This window comes from Streptomyces sp. NPDC059852 (assembly GCF_042731455.1).
Lineage (GTDB): Bacteria > Actinomycetota > Actinomycetes > Streptomycetales > Streptomycetaceae > Streptomyces.
Window position 1 is genome coordinate 74,589 of sequence record NZ_JBHWJK010000009.1, and the last position, 17,816, is coordinate 92,404.

The 17,816-nt window shown below is 73.5% G+C and carries 17 protein-coding genes; 12 read left to right on the forward strand and 5 right to left on the reverse strand.

What is annotated here, in order from left to right; genetic code table 11:
* Positions 1–94 precede the first annotated feature (94 nt).
* From ACFV46_RS14205 to ACFV46_RS14215, 3 genes are read left to right on the forward strand one after another with little or no spacing between them, the layout of a single operon-like run.
* On the forward strand, positions 95–859 hold the full coding sequence (locus ACFV46_RS14205; protein WP_361924960.1) for a DeoR/GlpR family DNA-binding transcription regulator: 765 nt from the start codon (positions 95–97) through the stop codon (positions 857–859).
* The gene (locus ACFV46_RS14210; protein WP_361924962.1) at positions 856–2,196 is read left to right on the forward strand and encodes a 6-phospho-beta-glucosidase; all 1,341 of its coding nucleotides are present in this window, start codon (positions 856–858) and stop codon (positions 2,194–2,196) included. Before ACFV46_RS14205 ends, ACFV46_RS14210 begins: the two co-directional genes overlap by 4 nt.
* A 33-nt stretch (positions 2,197–2,229) precedes the next feature.
* Positions 2,230–5,277: an alpha-mannosidase gene (locus ACFV46_RS14215; RefSeq protein ID WP_385498343.1), complete on the forward strand. Its 3,048-nt coding sequence runs from the start codon at positions 2,230–2,232 to the stop codon at positions 5,275–5,277.
* A gap of 235 nt (positions 5,278–5,512) precedes the next feature.
* On the opposite strand, the gene ACFV46_RS14220 is transcribed toward ACFV46_RS14215, so the two are convergent.
* Positions 5,513–7,201 carry a carbohydrate binding domain-containing protein gene (locus tag ACFV46_RS14220; protein ID WP_385498344.1) on the reverse strand — a complete coding sequence of 563 codons (1,689 nt, stop codon included), beginning with the start codon at positions 7,199–7,201 and terminating at the stop codon, positions 5,513–5,515.
* 201 nt (positions 7,202–7,402) lie between these two features.
* Positions 7,403–8,530, reverse strand: coding sequence for an ATP-grasp domain-containing protein (locus ACFV46_RS14225; protein ID WP_361924968.1), 1,128 nt, complete (start codon positions 8,528–8,530; stop codon positions 7,403–7,405).
* 274 nt (positions 8,531–8,804) lie between these two features.
* On the opposite strand from ACFV46_RS14225, the gene ACFV46_RS14230 reads away from it, so the two are divergent.
* The gene (locus ACFV46_RS14230) at positions 8,805–8,969 is read left to right on the forward strand and encodes a hypothetical protein (protein ID WP_385498345.1); all 165 of its coding nucleotides are present in this window, start codon (positions 8,805–8,807) and stop codon (positions 8,967–8,969) included.
* Positions 8,966–9,640, forward strand: coding sequence for a 4'-phosphopantetheinyl transferase (locus ACFV46_RS14235; protein ID WP_376728669.1), 675 nt, complete (start codon positions 8,966–8,968; stop codon positions 9,638–9,640). Before ACFV46_RS14230 ends, ACFV46_RS14235 begins: the two co-directional genes overlap by 4 nt.
* A gap of 18 nt (positions 9,641–9,658) precedes the next feature.
* Here the strand turns inward: ACFV46_RS14235 and ACFV46_RS14240 are convergent, their stop codons facing one another.
* The 3 genes from ACFV46_RS14240 to ACFV46_RS14250 all read right to left on the reverse strand — a co-directional run bounded on the left by ACFV46_RS14240 (position 9,659) and on the right by ACFV46_RS14250 (position 11,232).
* Positions 9,659–9,889 (reverse strand): hypothetical protein, encoded by a 231-nt coding sequence (locus tag ACFV46_RS14240; protein ID WP_062665447.1) that lies wholly within the window; start codon positions 9,887–9,889, stop codon positions 9,659–9,661.
* A gap of 129 nt (positions 9,890–10,018) precedes the next feature.
* Positions 10,019–10,543, reverse strand: a complete 525-nt coding sequence (locus ACFV46_RS14245) for a toxin-antitoxin system, toxin component (protein ID WP_361924972.1) — start codon at positions 10,541–10,543, stop codon at positions 10,019–10,021.
* A gap of 38 nt (positions 10,544–10,581) precedes the next feature.
* Positions 10,582–11,232 (reverse strand): helix-turn-helix transcriptional regulator, encoded by a 651-nt coding sequence (locus ACFV46_RS14250; RefSeq protein ID WP_361924974.1) that lies wholly within the window; start codon positions 11,230–11,232, stop codon positions 10,582–10,584.
* Positions 11,233–11,455: 223 nt separating this feature from the next.
* Between ACFV46_RS14250 and ACFV46_RS14255 the strand changes: the two genes are divergently transcribed.
* From ACFV46_RS14255 to ACFV46_RS14285, 7 genes are all read left to right on the forward strand, one after another.
* On the forward strand, positions 11,456–12,118 hold the full coding sequence (locus ACFV46_RS14255; protein ID WP_361924976.1) for a hypothetical protein: 663 nt from the start codon (positions 11,456–11,458) through the stop codon (positions 12,116–12,118).
* A gap of 134 nt (positions 12,119–12,252) precedes the next feature.
* On the forward strand, positions 12,253–13,404 hold the full coding sequence (locus ACFV46_RS14260; RefSeq protein ID WP_385498347.1) for an NAD(P)/FAD-dependent oxidoreductase: 1,152 nt from the start codon (positions 12,253–12,255) through the stop codon (positions 13,402–13,404).
* Positions 13,401–13,703, forward strand: a complete 303-nt coding sequence (locus tag ACFV46_RS14265; RefSeq protein WP_385498348.1) for a (2Fe-2S)-binding protein — start codon at positions 13,401–13,403, stop codon at positions 13,701–13,703. The genes ACFV46_RS14260 and ACFV46_RS14265 overlap by 4 nt, the downstream gene beginning before the upstream one ends.
* Positions 13,696–15,144 carry an NAD(P)/FAD-dependent oxidoreductase gene (locus ACFV46_RS14270; protein ID WP_385498349.1) on the forward strand — a complete coding sequence of 483 codons (1,449 nt, stop codon included), beginning with the start codon at positions 13,696–13,698 and terminating at the stop codon, positions 15,142–15,144. Before ACFV46_RS14265 ends, ACFV46_RS14270 begins: the two co-directional genes overlap by 8 nt.
* Entirely contained in the window at positions 15,141–16,037 is an 897-nt protein-coding gene (locus ACFV46_RS14275; protein WP_376728673.1) for a dihydrodipicolinate synthase family protein, read from the forward strand. Before ACFV46_RS14270 ends, ACFV46_RS14275 begins: the two co-directional genes overlap by 4 nt.
* A gap of 6 nt (positions 16,038–16,043) precedes the next feature.
* The gene (locus ACFV46_RS14280; protein ID WP_376728674.1) at positions 16,044–17,045 is read left to right on the forward strand and encodes a proline racemase family protein; all 1,002 of its coding nucleotides are present in this window, start codon (positions 16,044–16,046) and stop codon (positions 17,043–17,045) included.
* A 62-nt stretch (positions 17,046–17,107) separates the two neighbouring features.
* Positions 17,108–17,812 carry a GntR family transcriptional regulator gene (locus tag ACFV46_RS14285; RefSeq protein ID WP_361924988.1) on the forward strand — a complete coding sequence of 235 codons (705 nt, stop codon included), beginning with the start codon at positions 17,108–17,110 and terminating at the stop codon, positions 17,810–17,812.
* Positions 17,813–17,816 lie beyond the last annotated feature (4 nt).

A 17,816-nucleotide genomic window follows, 5' to 3' on the forward strand; every position in this document is an offset into this window, starting at 1 on the left:
GTGACCGGAATCGTGCGCCGCTCGACGGGATTGGTCAATACCCGAGCAGAAATGAGCATGGCGATGATTGAAGATGACGAGTACTGTTCACGGCGTGCTGGCAGAACGACGACACCAACTCATCCTGCGGGCCCTGCGCTCCGGCGGGCCCGCGGCCGTCACCGACCTCTCCGAGCAGCTGGGCGTGAGCCCCGCCACGATCAGGCGCGACCTGGTCAAGCTGGAGGAGGACGGACTCCTCACCCGGGTGCACGGCGGCGCCGTGGCCGACGAGGGCGACCAGCCCTTCGCCGAGGTCGCCGAGGTACGGGTGCCCGAGAAGGACGTCATAGCGGCGCACGCCGCCGCGATGGTCGAGGACGGCCAGTCGGTGCTGCTGGACATCGGCACCACGGCCTTCCGGCTGGCCCGGCAGCTGCACGGCCGCCGGCTCACCGTGATCACCAGCAACCTGGTGGTCTACGAGGAACTGGCCGACGACGAGGGCATCGAACTGGTGCTGCTCGGCGGCATGGTGCGCCGCGAGTACCGCTCCCTGGTCGGCTTCCTCACCGAGGACAACCTGCGCCAGCTGCACGCCGACTGGGTCTTCCTCGGCACCAGTGGAGTGCGGCCCGGCGGGCAGGTGATGGACACGACGGTCGTCGAGGTACCGGTGAAACGGGCCATGATCAAGGCCGGCGCCAAGGTCGTCCTGCTCGCGGACGCGGCGAAGTTCCCCGGCCACGGCATGGCCAAGGTGTGCGGTCCCGAGGACCTGGACGTGGTGGTGACGAACGCGCCGGTCGACACGGCGACGCGGACCTCCTTGGAGGAGGCCGGCGTCGAGGTCGTCGTGGCGGGAAAGGTGCAGACGTGAGGCTGACGATTCTGGGCGGCGGAGGTTTCCGCGTACCGCTCGTGTACGGCGCGCTCCTGACGGACCACGCCGAGGGCCGGGTGACCCGGGTCGTGCTGCACGACCTGGACGCCGGCCGGCTCGACGCCGTGACCCGGGTGCTCGCCGAGCAGGCCGCCGGGGTGCCCGACGCCCCCGAGGTCACCGCCACCACCGACCTCGACGAGGCCCTGCGCGGCGCCGACTTCGTGTTCTCCGCGATCCGCGTCGGCGGCCTCCAGGGCCGGGCCGACGACGAACGGGTCGCGCTGGCCGAGGGCGTCCTCGGCCAGGAGACGGTCGGCGCGGGCGGCATCGCCTACGGTCTGCGCACGGTGCCCGTCGCCGAGGACATCGCCCGCCGCGTCGCCAGGCTCGCCCCCGACGCCTGGGTCATCAACTTCACCAATCCCGCCGGACTGGTCACCGAGGCCATGTCCCGCCACCTCGGCGACCGCGTCATCGGCATCTGCGACTCGCCGGTCGGCCTCGGCCGCCGTATCGCCCGCGTGCTCGGCGTGAAGAACCCCGGCGAGGCGTGGATCGACTACGTCGGCCTCAACCACCTCGGCTGGGTGCGCGGTCTGCGCGTCGCCGGCCGGGACGAACTCCCGCGGCTGCTCGCCGACCCCGAACTGCTCGGCTCCTTCGAGGAGGGCAAGCTGTTCGGCACCGACTGGCTGCGCTCCCTCGGCGCCATCCCCAACGAGTACCTGCACTACTACTACTTCAACCGGGAGGCCGTGCGCGCCTACCAGGAGGCCGAGCGGACCCGCGGCGCCTTCCTGCGCGACCAGCAGGCCGGCTTCTACGACCGGATGCGCGACCCGGACGCCCCCGCCCTGGAGATCTGGGACCGCACCCGCGCCGAGCGCGAGGCCACCTACATGTCCGAGAACCGGGAGACCGCCGGCGCGGGCGAGCGCGACGCCGACGACCTGTCCGGTGGCTACGAGAAGGTGGCGCTCGCGCTGATGCGGGCCATCGCCCGCGACGAACGCACCACCCTGATCCTCAACGTCCGCAACCGGCACACCCTGTCGGTGCTCGACACCGACGCCGTCATCGAGGTGCCCTGCCTGGTCGACGCCAACGGCGCCCACCCGGTCGCCGTCGCCCCGCTGCCCGACCACGCCACCGGCCTCGTCTGCTCGGTCAAGGCCGTCGAACGCGAGGTGCTGGCCGCCGCCGAGTCCGGCTCGCGCACCACCGCCGTCAAGGCGTTCGCGCTGCATCCGCTGGTCGACTCGGTCGGCGTGGCCCGCCGGCTGGTCGAGGGCTACACCTCCGTCCACCCCGGTCTCGCCTACCTCACCTGACACCCCCCGTTCTCTGCCTTCCTGGAGACCCCGATGCACGACGAACGCCGCCGGATCGAGGAGCGCGTCGAGCGCGTCCACACCCAGCGCGTCAAGCCCGCGATCTACGCCGCCACCGTTCCGTTCGAGGTCGAGGCCTGGCAGGCCCCGGGCGAGCCGGTCCCCTTCGAGGAGGCGGCCGCCGCCCCCTACACGCCCTTCACGACCGGCACCCCGTGGGGCCCGCCGTGGGGCACCACCTGGTTCCGGATGCGCGGCCGGGTGCCCGCCGAGTGGGCCGGGCGGCGCGTCGAGGCGGTCATCGACCTCGGCTTCGTCGGCGACTGGCCCGGCAACCAGGCCGAGGGCCTCGTGCACCTCGCCGACGGCCGTCCCCTGAAGGCCGTCAACCCGCTCAACCAGTACGTGCCCATCGGCAACCCCGTGGCGGGCGGCGAGGACGTGCACTACCTGGTGGAGGCCGCCTCCAACCCGGACATCCTGGCCGACGGCTTCGCCCGCCCCACCCCGCTCGGCGACGTCCTCACCGCCGGCGACCGGCCCCTCTACACCTTCCGGCGCGCCGACCTCGCCGTCCTGGACGAGCAGGTCTGGCACCTCGACCTCGACCTCGCGGTGCTGCGTGAACTCATGGTGCACCTCGGCGAGCACGAGCCGCGCCGGCACGAGATCCTGCACGCCCTCGACCGCGCCATGGACACCCTCGACCTGGACGACGTCTCCGGCAGCGCCCCCGCCGTCCGCGAGGTGCTCGCGCCGGTCCTCGCCAAGCCCGCCCACGCCAGCGCGCACACCATCTCCGGTGTCGGGCACGCGCACATCGACTCCGCCTGGCTCTGGCCCATCCGCGAAACGAAGCGCAAGACGTCCCGCACCTTCTCCAACGTCACGTCCCTGGCCGACGAGTACGAGGAGTTCGTCTTCGCCTGCTCACAGGCCCAGCAGTACGAGTGGGTGCGCGACCACTACCCGCAGGTGTGGGCCCGTGTCCAGGAGTCCGTGAAGAAGGGCCAGTGGGCTCCGGTCGGCGGCATGTGGGTCGAGGCCGACGGCAACCTGCCCGGCGGCGAGGCCCTGGCCCGCCAGCTGATCCACGGCAAGCGGTTCTTCATCGAGCACTTCGGCGTCGAGACCAAGGGCGTCTGGCTGCCGGACTCCTTCGGCTACACCGCCGCCTACCCGCAACTCGCCAGACTCGCCGGCAACGAGTGGTTCCTGACCCAGAAGATCTCCTGGAACCAGACCAACAAGTTCCCCCACCACACCTTCTGGTGGGAGGGCATCGACGGCACCCGCATCTTCACGCACTTCCCGCCCGTCGACACCTACAACGCCTGCTTCAGCGGCGAGGAGATGGACCGCGCCGTCCGCAACTACCAGGAGAAGGGCGGCGGTACACGCTCCCTCGCCCCGTTCGGCTGGGGCGACGGCGGTGGCGGCCCCACCCGCGAGATCATGGAGCGCGCCCGCCGGCTCGCCGACCTGGAGGGCTCGCCCAAGGTCGTCGTCGAGCACCCCGACGCGTTCTTCGCCAAGGCACGCGCCGAGTACGAGGACGCCCCCGTCTGGAACGGCGAGCTCTACCTGGAGCTGCACCGCGCCACCTACACCTCCCAGGCCCGCACCAAGCAGGGCAACCGGCGCAGCGAACACCTGCTGCGCGAGGCCGAGTTGTGGGCGACGACAGCCGCGCTCCACGCGCCGGGCTACGCCTATCCGTACGAGAGGCTGGACCGGCTCTGGAAGACGGTCCTGCTGCACCAGTTCCACGACATCCTGCCGGGCTCCTCGATCGCCTGGGTGCACCGCGAGGCCGAGGCCGAGTACGCCCGGGTCGCCCGGGAGCTGGAGGAGCTGACCGCCGAGGCGGTGGCCGCGCTCGGCGGCGGGGGCCCCCGCGTCTTCAACACCAGCCCGTTCGACCGCACCGAGGTCGTCCGCACCCCGGACGGCACGCCCGCGTACGTCACCGTCCCCGCGAACGGCAGCGCCCCCCTCGCGGCCGCGGAGCCCGAGGCTCCCGTCACCGTCTCCGGGCGCGTCCTCGACAACGGCCTGGTCCGCGTCGAGCTCGCCGAGGACGGCACTCTGGCCTCGGTGTTCGACCTGCGGGCGAACCGCGAGGTGCTCGCCGGCGCCGGCAACCTGCTGCGCCTGCACACCGACCTGCCCAACTACTGGGACGCCTGGGACATCGACAAGCACTACCGCAACCGCTACCGGGAACTGCGCGCGACCGAGTCGGTCACCGTCGTCGAGGACGGCCCGCTCGTCGGCGCGGTCCGGGTCACCCGCGCCTTCGGCAAGGGCTCCACGATCATCCAGACGATCAGGCTGCGGGCCGGCAGCCCCCGGATCGACTTCGCCACCGAGATCGACTGGCACGAGGCCGAGAAGATCCTCAAGGCGGGCTTCCCGGTGGACATCCGGGCCCCGCACTCCTCCGCCGAGATCCAGTTCGGGCACGTCCAGCGCCCCACCCACACCAACACCACCTGGGAGGCGGCCCGGTTCGAGGTCTCCGGGCACCGCTGGGTGCACCTCGCCGAGCCCGGTTACGGCGTCGCCGTCGTCAACGACTCCACGTACGGCCACGACGTGACCCGCACGGTCCGCGAGGACGGCGGCACGACGACCCGGGTCAGCCTCAGCCTGGTCCGTGCCCCGCGCATCCCCGACCCCGAGGCCGACCAGGGCACCCACCGGCTCACCTACGCGCTGCTGCCCGGCGCGAGCATCGAGGACGCCGTCGCCGAGGGCTACGCCCTCAACCTGCCGCTGCGGGTGGCCGACGCCGCGGGCGCGCCCGAGCCCGTCGTGTCCGTCGACGGCGAGGGGGTGACGGTCGAGGCGGTCAAACTGGCCGACGACCGCTCCGGCGACGTCGTCGTACGCCTCTACGAGTCCCGGGGCGGACGGGCGCGGGCCGTGCTGCGCACCGGATTCCCGCTGGCCGGTGCCGAGATCACCGACCTGCTGGAACGGCCGCTGGAACCGGTCGCCGCGGACGGCGGGGTGCCGGTCTCGCTGCGCCCCTTCCAGGTGCTGACCCTGCGTCTGCGGCGCGCCGAAGGGAGCTGAGAACGCACCTTCGGGCCGGCCGGCCGCCACCCCCGTGACAGCGCCGGCCGACCCGAAGCCCCCGTGCTCCCCCCGTAGGTCCCCCGTGATCCCCCCGTGGTTCCCCCGTACGGACCCCCGTTCGCCTTGCTCAATGGCATGAGCGCGCGGGGGGCCGTCTGATACACCCACGCCGGAAGTTTTTTTCTCCGGCGTGGGTGATCCGCGCGGGCGTTCGGCCGCGCGACGGTTGGACTCAGCCGGTGAAGCCGGCTGTGATCGACGTGAACTGCCAGGTGTTCTGGCTGATGCCGGAGCAGTTGCTCGTCACCCCGCCGCCCGCGCAGGGCCGGTCGCGGTTGACCGACCAGAAGGCGAGCCGGGCGATGTGCTTGGCGTTCGCCCAGTCGCGGATCTGGGTCCAGGTCCCGGGCGAGGTCAGCTCCTGCTGGTCGGACAGCCCGTTCATGCCGGAGATCCCGAGGTGCGCGTAGGCGGTGGCGTCGTCCCAGCCGAACGTGGACCTCAGTTTGGTCTTCAGCCCCTCGGCCGCGTTCACGGTGCTGCCGTACATGTCGGCGCCGCCGCCGAAGTCGAACGGCATGATCGTGAAGACGTCGATGCCCGCGTTCAGCGCCTTGGCCTGCTCGATCAGCCGGTTGCCCCAGTAGTTCGGCCCGGTGGTGGAGGTGCCGAAGGTGATGATCGTCCGCAGACCCGGGTTGTTCGCCTTGACGATCTTCAGGGCGTTCAGGATCCGGTCCTGCACGGTGGCGTTCTCGAACTCGTCGGTGTTCTCGATGTCGACGTCGATCGCCTTCAGCCCGTAGGCGTCGATGACCTTCTGGTAGGCGCCCGCCAGCGCCTCGGCGGTCGAGCAGTTCGGTCCGAGCTTGTTGCCGCTCCAGCCGCCGATCGACGGGACGACGTCACCGCCGGCGGCCCGGATGGAGTTGATGACGCTCTGGTCGTTGCCGCCGGTCAGCGCCCGCTGCCCGTCCCAGGCCGCGTTGCAGCCGCCGGAGGACAGGATGAACGCCAGCGTGTACCACTTGATCCCGGTCGCGCTCATCACCGAGGTCGCGCTCGGCGGATCGCCCCAGCCGAGGTACAGATAGGGCGCGGCCTGCTTGAACCCGGTGCCGCCCCCACCGCCCGCGTCGGTCGTGACCGAGACGGAGTTGGAGGCCGCGGAGACGTTCCCGGCCGCGTCCCGCGCCTTCACCGTGAACGTGTAGGCGGTGCTGGGCGACAGGCCGCCGACCGTGGCGCTCGTCCCGGAGACGCTCAGCACCTGGGTCGTGCCGCGGAAGACGTCGTAGCCGGTCACGCCGACGTTGTCGGTCGAGGCGTTCCAGGCCAGCGACACGCTCGTGGAGGACGTGCCGGTAGAGCGCAGGTTGCCGGGGGCGCTCGGCGCCTGCCCGTCCGAGCCGCCACCACCACCGGGCCCGTCGAGGCTGATGTCGTCGGCCTGGTAGGTGCCCTGCCCGTACCAGCCGTGCACGTACACCGTGGCACTGGTCTGCGAGGCGCCGGTCGTGAAGGTGAGCGACAGCTTGGCGTACGCCGAGGGCGACGAGGTCCAGGTGGAGGCACCGCCGTCCACGCCGAGGTAGACGTAGGAGCCGCGCACCCAGCCGCTGAGGGAGTACGTCGTGTTCGGCTGGACGGCGACGCTCTGCGAGCAGCGGGCGTTGTCGCTCGCGCTCGCCGCCCCGGCCAGCGCCCTGGAGCCGCCGTGCACGGGTGAGGAGACGACGGAGCCGAGGTTGCCGGTGCAGGACCACGGGGAGAGTCCGCCCGACTCGAAGCCGGGGTTGGCGAGGACGTTGGCCGCGTGAGCGGTGCCGGGCAGGGCGACGGCCCCGGCGACCGCGAGGGCCGCCGTGCCGACGAGGGCGAGGACACGGCGTCTGAGCCGTGCGAGAGGTCGGTTGCGCACGTCATCTCCCTGGGAGTGGTGGGGTGTTCGGGAGTGCACAGATGCTGAGAGGTGCGCTGACCAAGTTGGTATGGACCAATTCTCCTGTCAAGGACTGCCGCAGGGATTGGTCCATACCGCTGGTGTTCATGCCGCCGGCGTTCCCACCGCCGGTGTCTTCCTGTCTGTCGCGAGTGCGGCCACCGGGTCCCGCCCGGTGTTCTACAGGGGCAGGGCCGCCCCGGTCCCGACCGAGCCGGGCTGCGCCGGCGCGGGCACCGCCGGAAGCAGGGGCGCCTCCGCCTCGGCGCGCTGCTGCGGGAGCGACACCGGGCGCAGCGGACGCGGACCCGCGACCACCGTGTAGTCCTGCCCCAGGAACGGCGGGGTGACGACGCCCGGGTCGTCGCCGAGCGCCAGCCGCACGGCGAGCCAGGGCACGTTCACGCCGCACAGCGACAGCTGGTGCAGACCGCCCGCCGGGCGGGTGTTGACGTCCATCAGGACCGGGGTGTCGCCGAACATCCGGAACTGGATGTTGGACAGGTGGTGCAGCCCGAAGCCCTCCGCGACCAGCCGCGCCGGCTCCAGCCACTGCTCCTGGAGCGTGAACCCGCGCCGGCGTCCGTTCTTGACGCGGCCGATCGCCAGCCGCACCCGGTTGTCCGGACCGGTGAGGCAGTCCACCGACACCTCCGGCTGCTCCAGGCGCGGCATCACCAGCCAGTCCACCGGCTCCTCGGTCCGCCGCAGCGCGTCCAGGACCAGGTCGAGCTGGACGTAGGGCGTCGGGAAGCCGCTGAGATGCGTCAGCGAGAACGGGGAGCGGGTGATCATCCGGAAGCCGACCCCGCCCGCACCGGACGCGGGCTTGAAGCACGCCCGGTGACCGCCCGCCTCCAACTCCTCGACTGCGGCGAGCAGTTCGTCCGCGTCACGGACCCGGAACCACGGTGGCACCGGCACGCCCACCGCCTGCACGGCCTCGTACGCGACCACCTTGTCCTGGAAGACGGCCACGGCCTCGGGCGGCGGCGCGAGCAGCGCCGTGCCGGCCGCCTCGAACTCCGCGCGGTGCGCGACGATCGCCGCCTGGTGCAGCCGGGGCACGAAGACGTCGATCCCACGGCGCCGGCACTGCGCGAGGGCGTACTCCACGTATCCGGCGGGGGACAGGCCCTCGGGTTCCAGCTCCGCGGTGTCGGCGGCGGCCAGCACGGGGGAGTCGGCGTCCCCGTGCGTCGCATGGATCTCCACCGCCCGGTCGCTGGGATTTCTGCGGAGCTGATCCATGAAGAACACGTTCTCCGCGTACGTGCGGTTGAGCCAGACGCGTACGCGAGAGACCATGCAGGGCCGTCCTTTCGGGGGTTCGCGGGCACGGCGAAGCGGCCCGTGCCCGGGCAGGGGAGGTTGGAGGTACACCGAACCGCCCCTGGCAAAGGGGTTCGAGGCGGTGGTGTCGGGGCGATCATACGACTTTCAAAGGGTGCCGCGTGCAACGTACGTGTTACGGATTTCCCCGCCCCGCACACATGCGCCGGCGGGCCGCACGGCCCGCCCTTGTGGCGGGTGCACGCCCTGTGTTCTCGTGGTGTCCTTCGGGTGATCGGGAGGGGCGAGGGTGACGTCGACGGCCGCGCGGACCGGGCGGCTGCCGGCCGTCAGCGACCCGCACATCGGGTACGACGAGAACCGCGCCCTCTGGGAGGTCATGCGCCCCGGCTCCGGCGACGACTGGCTGCGGCGCGTGCTGCCCCGCCAGGACACGCAGGAGACGGCCCGTTGATCGAGGACCTGCTGACACCGGCCACCGTGAGCGTCGAGGCGTACGGCGACGAGGAGCACCCGCCGCTCTTCCCCGAGGAGGAGGCGGTCGTGGCCCGGGCCGTGCTCAAGCGCCGTCGCGAGTTCGCCGCCGTACGCGCCTGCGCGCGCCGCGCGATGGAGAAGCTCGGGGTGCCCCCGCGTGCCGTGCTGCCCGGGGAACGCGGCGCCCCCGGCTGGCCGCCCGGCCTGATCGGCAGCATGACGCACTGCGACGGGTACGCCGCGGCCGCGCTGGCCCGCGCCGGCGACCTCGCGTCGCTCGGCATCGACGCCGAGACCCACCAGCCGCTTCCGGACGGGGTGCTGGACGCCGTCGCGCTGCCCGCCGAGGCGGAGCGGCTGCGGCTGCTGTCGGCCACGCACCCCTCGGTGCACTTCGACCGGCTCCTGTTCAGCGCCAAGGAGTCCGTCTACAAGGCGTGGTTCCCCCTCACCGGGAAGTGGCTGGACTTCTCCGAGGCCGACATCGACATCCTCGCCGGTGCCGGCGATCCGCGCGACGGCCGGTTCACCGCCCGGCTGCTCGTGCCCGGCCCGCTGGTCGGCGGGCGCCGGCTCGACCGGTTCGAGGGGCGCTGGACGGTCGGGCGGGGGCTGGTGGCGACCGCGGTGAGCGTCCCGCACACCTGAGCCCCCGCGCGGGCGGCGTCAGGGCTCGGCCGGGCACCAGGTGCGCAGCAGATGGAAGAACTCCTCCTCGTGGCCCGTCAGTCCCGCGTCGGCCAGGGCCTGCTCGGCCTCGGCGAGGACGGCGGGCGGCACGACGGGTGGCCGGCCCGGTCCGGAGGCACCGTCGAACGCGGCTCGCACGGTGTGCAGGAGCCGCAGGTAGGCCTGGACGGCGGTGCGCTCGCGGTCGGTCAGTACGGCGGTGGGCATCGGTCGGCTCTCCCCGGGTCGGTGTCGTCGCGCCCCGCACGGCGGGGCGCCACCCACCAGCTTGCCGTCCGCCACTGACAACGGGTCCGGGCCGGCCGTCCGTTCGCCCGGTCGGCGCAGGTCAGGGGGTCACTTCTGCGGACCCAGGTAGCCGAGCGACGCCTCGATGCGGCCCGCGAGATGGTCGCGCCGGCCCCGCGCCGAGGAATCCGCCAGCCAGGCGCGGCACTTGCTGGCCAGCAGCAGGCCGAAGCTCTCGGCCTCCTTCTCCTCCGCCTGGTCGAAGTGGTTGCGGGCGGCGACCTTCAAAACCGCCGAGCGCAGATCCGCCTCGCTGCCGAGCATCCGGGCTGCCACGGAGGCGCCCTCGATGCTGTGGCTGCAGTGGCCGGCCTTCATGTGCCACAGCTCGTGGCCGAGGATCACCAGCTGGTGGTCGGGCGCGGTGCGCTCCTCGATCACCACGAGGTCCTGGTCGGCCATGTCGAGCCACAGCCCGCTCGCGGTGCCCGGCGGGAAGGCGGCCGTACGGAAGTGGACGGGACGGCCCCGGCGTCTGCCCATCGCGTCGCACAGCGCGCCGTACAGCGTCTCGGGCGCCGCGGGTGCGGGAAGCGTCAGCTCCGCGACCAACTCGCCGCACAGGCGGCGCATTTCCCTACCGATGCCCAATGGTCTCCCGTTCCTCCCGGTCACGACTCGGGCCGCTTGACGCTCTCCAGGAGCATGTCCAGCCACTCGGCGACCTTGTCGCGGTGCTGGTCGGTGGGGAGCTGGGCGGCCCGCCAGGCGATGCCGCGCACACCGTGGTCCTGTAGGAGCCGCTCCAGCGGATCCTCGGCGGTCTGGGACGCCTCGCGCTCCGCGAGTCTCTGCAGCAGGTCCTGCTCGGTGCGCTGGAGCGCGCCGGCCAGCGCCTCGGGGTCCTCGGCGGTCAGGAAGCCGGCGTGCACCCGGAAGAAGCGCTGGAGGGCGTCGCAGTGCTCCATGGTGGGCCGCCGGTCGCCGTTGATGAGCGCGCCCGCCTGCTGACGGGACATGCCGGCGCCGTCGGCGATCTCCTGCTGGGTGTACCTGCGGCCGTTCGGTTTCAGGCGGGTGCGGCGCAGGAGGTCGAGCCGCTGGAGGAAACGCGCCTGGACATCCGGCTCGCCCGCGGGCCGGCCGCTCAGCAGGGCCTTGACCACGGACTCCGGGACACCGGAGGCGACGGAGAGCCGGCCGGTGTCGAACACCTCCGTGTGCGGCACGTCGAGCCGGTCGGCGAGCGCGGTGACGCGGGCGACGACGGCGGGCAGCGCGGCCGTCACCGTGGCGCCAGGGCCCTCAAAGCCATCCGTCACCGACAGATCTCCTACGTCTCTCACAGGCTTCTCACAACCTGTTGCCGTGAACTCGACGAAGATTACCGGGTGGTTCGAACGCGCATCCAGGTTCCGCCACAACTGTGGCCAATTTCAGCCGTCAACAGGCACGGAATGCCACGATAGTTGACATGGCTCGGGCGCGGGCACCAGGATCGGTGCGCCGCGTGAAGGCCGCATAGGCAAGAGGGGTGACCTCCCGATGGCATATCAGGCAGGTGGGCAGCGGTCCGTACCGCGGCCCGTCCCCGACCGGCCCGAGGCCCAGGCGTACCTGAGGGACTACGCCGTCCTCGTGGAGGCCGTGCCCTTCCCGTCCGTCGTCGTCGACCACCGCTGGGACGTCGTCCTGGCGAACACCGCTTTCGCGTCACTTTTCAGCGCCGTGGGCCCGCACCCCACCGCGATGCCGCACGACAACCTTCTGCGGTTCGTCCTCTTCCACCCGGACGCCGCCGCCGTCCTCGGCGACCACGAGTCGAGCTGGTGCCTGCCGATGCTGGCCCACCTCGCCGACGCCCTGGAGCGGCACGGCCACGACCACGCGCTCCAGGCCGTCCGGCGGGACATCGCCCAGGACCCCCTCATGGAGGCCGCCTACCGGCAGGGCCTGCCGCACTGGATCCGCGCGGTGGGGGAGCGGGCCGTCGAGGAGGACGGCGCGGTGCGCCCGCTCCACCACCCCGACCCGCGCTGGGGCGCCACCGAGTGCCGGGTGGTCGACGAGACGCCCGCGACCCTGGGGGAGCTGGGGTACACCCGGCTGACGCTGGTGCTGCGCGAGGCGCGCCGCGAGCGGGGCAGGGCGCGCGGGGCGCGTCGTGACGCCTCGTATCTACGCGTGGTGCGTCCGCCCGAGGACTGAACGGGGCACCGTCGGCGTTCAGGTCGCCGACGGCGCCCCGTCAGCACACCCGCCCCGGGGGCGGTTCCCCGCTTGCTCCTCCACGCTGCTTCCGCACTGTTCCGTCCCGCAGTGGTGTGTGACATAGTACTGGCGTGAGCGAGGGACTGACCTGCGACGTCGTGGTCGTGGGAGCCGGGATCACGGGCGCGGCCTGCGCCCTGTACGCCGCACGGGCCGGACTCGACGTGATCCTCGTCGACCGCGGCCCGGTCGCCGGCGGCACCACGGGCGCCGGCGAGGGCAACATCCTCGTCTCCGACAAGGAACCGGGACCCGAGCTGGCCCTCGCACTGCTCTCCGCGCGTCTGTGGCGGGCGCTCGCCGACGAGTTCGGCCCGGCCGTCGAGTACGAGCCGAAGGGCGGCCTCGTCGTGGCGTCCTCCCCGGACGGACTCGCCGCCCTGGAGCGGTTCGCCGCCGCGCAGCGCGCCGCCGGGGTCACCGCCGAACCCGTCACCGGCACCCGCCTGCACGACCTCGAACCCGATCTGGCCCCCGGTCTCCCGGGGGGCGTCCACTACGCGCAGGACAGCCAGGTCATGCCCGCTCTGGCCGCCGCCGTCCTGGCCCGCGCCGCCAAGGCCCGCCTGCTGACCGGCGTCAGCGTCACCGGCGTCCTGCTCACCCGCGCCGGCGCGGTCCGCGGGGTCCGTACCGACCGGGGCGACCTGCACGCCCCGGCCGTCGTCAACGCGGCCGGCACCTGGGGCGGCGACCTCGCCGCGCTCGCGGGCGTGCACCTCCCCGTCCGGCCCCGGCGCGGCTTCGTCCTCGTCACCGAACCCCTGCCGCGCCGGATCCGGCACAAGGTGTACGCCGCCGACTACGTGGCCGACGTGGCCAGCGACTCGGCCGCGCTGCAGACCTCCCCGGTCGTCGAGGGCACGGCCGCGGGCCCCGTGCTGATCGGCGCGAGCCGGGAACGCGTCGGCTTCGACCGGACGTTCTCGCTGCCCGTCGTGCGGGCCCTGGCCGCCGGCGCCACCCGGCTCTTCCCGTTCCTGCGGGACGTCCACGCGATGCGCGCCTACCTCGGCTTCCGCCCCTACACCCCCGACCACCTGCCCGCCGTCGGCCCCGACCCGCGCGTCCCCGGACTGCTCCACGCCTGCGGTCACGAGGGCGCCGGCATCGGACTGGCCCCCGCCACCGGTCACCTCCTCGCCCAGGCCCTGACCGGGCGGACCCCCGATCTCGACCTGACGCCGTTCCGCCCCGACCGCTTCCCCGAGGAGGCCGTGTGAGAACCCCTCTGGACCTCGCCGACGCCCACCCGGGCCCCGCCTTCACGGTGACCCTCGACGGACGGGAGATCCAGGCGCTGCCCGGGCACACCGTCGCCGCCGCCCTCTGGACGGCCGGCGTCACCTCCTGGCGCACCACCCGCGCCGGGGGCCGCCCGCGCGGGGTGTTCTGCGGCATCGGCGTCTGCTTCGACTGCCTGGTCACCGTCAACGACCGCCCCAACCAGCGAGCCTGCCTGGTGCCGTTGCGCCCCGGCGACGCGATCCGCACCCAGGACGGGACGGGCCACGATGCCTGACCGCGCCCCCTCACTCCCGGCCCCGCACCTCGCCGTGGTCGGCGCCGGTCCCGCCGGGCTCGGCGCGGCCCTCGCCGCCGCCGCACGGGGCGTACGGGTCACGCTGCTGGACGCGGCCCCGCAGGCCGGCGGCCAGTTCCACCGGCGGCCCGCCGAAGCGCTCGGTGCCCGCCGGCCCCAGGCGCTGCACCACGCGTGGCGCACGGCGGAGCGACTCAGGAAGGGCCTGGAGGCCCACGTGCGGGCGGGCCGGATACGGCACCTGACGGAGCATCATGTCTGGGGCGTCGAACCCGGGCCCGGCACCGGTTTCACCGTGCACGCCCTGCGCGGACCGGAACAGCGCGAGCCCGCCGAGGTGTGCGCCGACGCCCTCGTCCTCGCCACCGGCGGCTACGAGAAGGTTCTGCCCTTCCCCGGCTGGACCCTCCCCGGGGTCGTCACCGCGGGCGGCGCCCAGGCCATGCTCAAGGGCACCCTGGCCGTGTCCGGCCGCACCGCCGTCGTCGCCGGCACCGGCCCGCTGCTGCTCCCGGTCGCGGCCGGGCTCGCCGCGGCCGGCGTCACCGTGGCCGCCCTCGTGGAGTCCGCCGGCCCGAAGGCCCTCCTGCGGCACGCGCCCGTCTGGGCGGCCCACCCGGCCAAGCTCGCCGAAGGCGCCGGATACGCGGCCGCGTTGCTGCGCCACCGCGTGCCGGTCCTCACCCGGCACACCGTCGTCGAGGCGCACGGCACCGGCCGGCTGGAGGCCGTCACCGTCGCCGCCCTCGACGCCGGCGGACGCGTCCGGCCCGGCACCGCGCGCCGCGTCCCCTGCGCGACCCTCGCCGTCGGCCACGGCATGCTGCCGCAGACCGACCTCGCCGGCACCCTCGGCTGCCGCCTGGACGGCCTCGCCGTACACGTCGACGCCGAACAGCGCACGGACGTGCCCGGCGTCTGGGCCGCGGGCGAGGCCACCGGCATCGGCGGCGCCCACCTCTCCCTCGCCGAAGGGCACATCGCGGGCCGCTCCGCCGCGGCCCGGCTGCACGGCACACAGCCCGACCCCGCCGGCTGGGCGCGGGCGGCCCGCGCACGGGACCGGCTGCGGGCCTTCGCCGCCGCGCTGGACACCGTGTACCCGCCGCCCGCGCACTGGACCGAGCAGGTCACCGCCGACACGACCGTCTGCCGCTGCGAGGAGGTCACCGCCGGCGCCGTCCGCGAGGCCGTCACGGACCTCGGCGCGGGCGACATCCGCACGGTGAAGCTGCTGACGCGGGCCGGGATGGGCTGGTGCCAGGGCCGGATGTGCGCCCCGGCCGTCGCCGGACTCACCGGCCGCGCCCTCACCCCGTCCCCCCGGCCGTTCGCCCGCCCCGTCCCCCTCGGGGTGCTCGCACGGCGGCCGGACGACCGCGATGACACGGCACACCCCACTGGGAGGGAATCCGGATGACCGCCACCGAGCACCGCCCCTGGCACGGCGTCCTCGTCGCCACCGCGCTGCCGCTCGACGACGACCTGCGCGTCGACCACGGCCGCTACGCCGAGCACTGCGCCTGGCTCGTCGAGAACGGCTGCGACGGCGTCGTCCCCAACGGCTCGCTGGGGGAGTACCAGGTGCTGACCCCCGAGGAACGCGCGAAGGTCGTCGAGACGGCGGTGAAGGCCGTGGGCGGCGCACGCGTGATGCCCGGTGTCGCCGCGTACGGCTCGGCCGAGGCCCGGCGCTGGGCCGAGCAGGCCAGGGACGCGGGCTGCGCGTCGGTGATGCTGCTGCCGCCCAACGCGTACCGCGCCGACGAGCGTTCGGTGCTCGCGCACTACGCCGAGGTCGCGAAGGCGGGCGTACCCGTCGTCGCGTACAACAACCCCATCGACACCAAGGTCGACCTGGTGCCCGAACTGCTGGCCCGGCTGCACGGCGAGGGGTACGTCCAGGCGGTCAAGGAGTTCTCCGGCGACGTCCGCCGCGCCTACCGCCTCGCCGAACTCGCCCCGGAACTCGACCTGCTGACCGGCGCGGACGACGTCCTGCTGGAGCTGGCCCTGGCCGGCGCCAAGGGCTGGGTCGCCGGATACCCGAACGCGCTGCCGCGCGCCTGCGTCGAGCTGTACCGGGCCGCCACCGCCGGCGACATCGCCACGGCCCGCGAGCTGTACGGCCGGCTGCACCCGCTGCTGCGCTGGGACTCGCAGGTCGAGTTCGTCCAGGCCATCAAGCTGTCCATGGACGTCGTGGGCCGCTACGGCGGACCCGTGCGCCCACCGCGCGTCCCACTGCTGCCCGGGCAGGAGGCCGCCGTGCGGGCGGCCACGGAAAAGGCCGTCGCGGCCGGATCGGCGTAAGGGACCATGCGCAGCAAACTCGTCCTGCACGCCGTCGACTCGCACACCGAGGGCATGCCCACCCGGGTCGTCACCGGCGGTGTCGGCCCGGTGCCGGGCGCCACCATGAACGAGCGGCGGCTGTACTTCCGCGAGCACCGCGACCACGTCAAGCGGCTGCTGATGAACGAGCCGCGGGGGCACGCCGCCATGAGCGGGGCGATCCTCCAGCCGCCCACCCGCCCCGACTGCGACTGGGGTGTGATCTACATCGAGGTGTCGGGCTATCTGCCGATGTGCGGGCACGGCACGATCGGCGTGGCGACCGTGCTCGTGGAGACCGGCATGGTCGAGGTGGTCGAGCCGGTCACCACGATCCGTCTGGACACCCCCGCCGGTGTCGTGGTCGCCGAGGTGGCCGTCGAGGACGGCGCCGCCAAGGAGGTCACCCTGCACAACGTGCCGTCCTTCACCGTCGCCCTCGACCGCCGGGTCACCCTCGCCGACGGACGGACGGTGACCTACGACCTGGCGTACGGCGGCAACTTCTACGCGATCCTGCCGCTGGAGCGGTTCGGGCTGCCCTTCGACCGGTCCCGCAAGGACGACATCCTCGCCGCCGGGCTGTCCCTGATGGAGGCGGTCAACGCCGAGGACGAGCCCGTCCACCCCGAGGACCCGTCCATCCGAGGCTGCCACCACGTCCATCTGATCGCCCCCGGCTCGACCGCCCGGCACTCCCGGCACGCGATGGCCATCCACCCGGGCTGGTTCGACCGCTCGCCGTGCGGGACGGGCACCAGCGCGCGCATGGCGCAGCTGCACGCGCGCGGTGAACTGCCGCTGCACACCGAGTTCGTGAACGAGTCGTTCATCGGCACCCGCTTCACCGGCCGCCTCCTCGGCACCACGCGGGTCGGCGGCCACACCGCCGTCCTGCCCAGCTTCACGGGCCGCGCGTGGATCACCGGCACCGCCCAGTACCTCCTCGACCCCACCGACCCGTTCCCGGAGGGGTTCGTGCTGTGACCGGGGGATAATGCCCGGTACCGCGTGACATTGCACAGCGGCACGACCCGAGGAGACACCGCATGGCCGCCCAGCGCACCGGCGCCCCGTCCACCGCCGCCGCCCCGGCGCTGCCCTCCCTGGGCGGCCGCAGGAGCAGCTACCGGGAGCGGGTCGCGGACGCCCTGCGGGCCGCGCTGATCGCCGGGGAGCTGCGGCCCGGCGAGGTGTACTCGGCGCCCGGACTCGCCGCCCGCTTCGGCGTCTCGGCGACCCCGGTGCGCGAGGCCATGCTCGACCTGGCCAAGGAGGGGCTGGTCGACACCGTGCCCAACAAGGGGTTCCGGGTCACCGCCGTGTCCGAGAGGCAGCTCGACGAGTACACGCACATCCGCGCGCTCGTCGAGATCCCGACGGTCGTCGGGCTGGCCGCGACCGCCGACGCGGTGTCCCTGGAGGCGCTGCGGCCCGCCGCCCGGGAGATCGTCCGGGCGGCGGCCGCCGGCGACCTCATCGCCTATGTGGAGGCCGACACGCGCTTCCACCTCGGCCTGCTCGCCCTCGCCGGGAACGCCCACCTCGTCGAGGTCGTCCGGGACCTGCGAGGGCGCTCCCGGCTGTACGGGCTGACCGCGCTGGTCGAGGCCGGGCGGCTGACGGCCTCGGCCGAGGAGCACCTGGAACTGCTCGACGCGCTGCTCGAGCGGGACGAGCGGGCGGTGCGGGAGGTCATGACCCGGCACCTGGGCCACGTCCGCGGCCTGTGGGCGGCACGCGACGCCGACTGACGCG

Bases quoted from the DNA above. Each gene is read 5' to 3' on its own strand.
- ACFV46_RS14285 (WP_361924988.1), top strand. From the start codon at position 17,108: ATGGCCGCCCAGCGCACCGGCGCCCCGTCCACCGCCGCCGCCCCGGCG.
- ACFV46_RS14245 (WP_361924972.1), bottom strand. From the start codon at position 10,543: ATGCGCCGCCTGTGCGGCGAGTTGGTCGCGGAGCTGACGCTTCCCGCA.
- ACFV46_RS14270 (WP_385498349.1), top strand. From the start codon at position 13,696: ATGCCTGACCGCGCCCCCTCACTCCCGGCCCCGCACCTCGCCGTGGTC.
- ACFV46_RS14280 (WP_376728674.1), top strand. From the start codon at position 16,044: ATGCGCAGCAAACTCGTCCTGCACGCCGTCGACTCGCACACCGAGGGC.
- ACFV46_RS14275 (WP_376728673.1), top strand. From the start codon at position 15,141: ATGACCGCCACCGAGCACCGCCCCTGGCACGGCGTCCTCGTCGCCACC.
- ACFV46_RS14255 (WP_361924976.1), top strand. From the start codon at position 11,456: ATGGCATATCAGGCAGGTGGGCAGCGGTCCGTACCGCGGCCCGTCCCC.
- ACFV46_RS14225 (WP_361924968.1), bottom strand. From the start codon at position 8,530: ATGGTCTCTCGCGTACGCGTCTGGCTCAACCGCACGTACGCGGAGAAC.
- ACFV46_RS14215 (WP_385498343.1), top strand. From the start codon at position 2,230: ATGCACGACGAACGCCGCCGGATCGAGGAGCGCGTCGAGCGCGTCCAC.
- ACFV46_RS14240 (WP_062665447.1), bottom strand. From the start codon at position 9,889: ATGCCCACCGCCGTACTGACCGACCGCGAGCGCACCGCCGTCCAGGCC.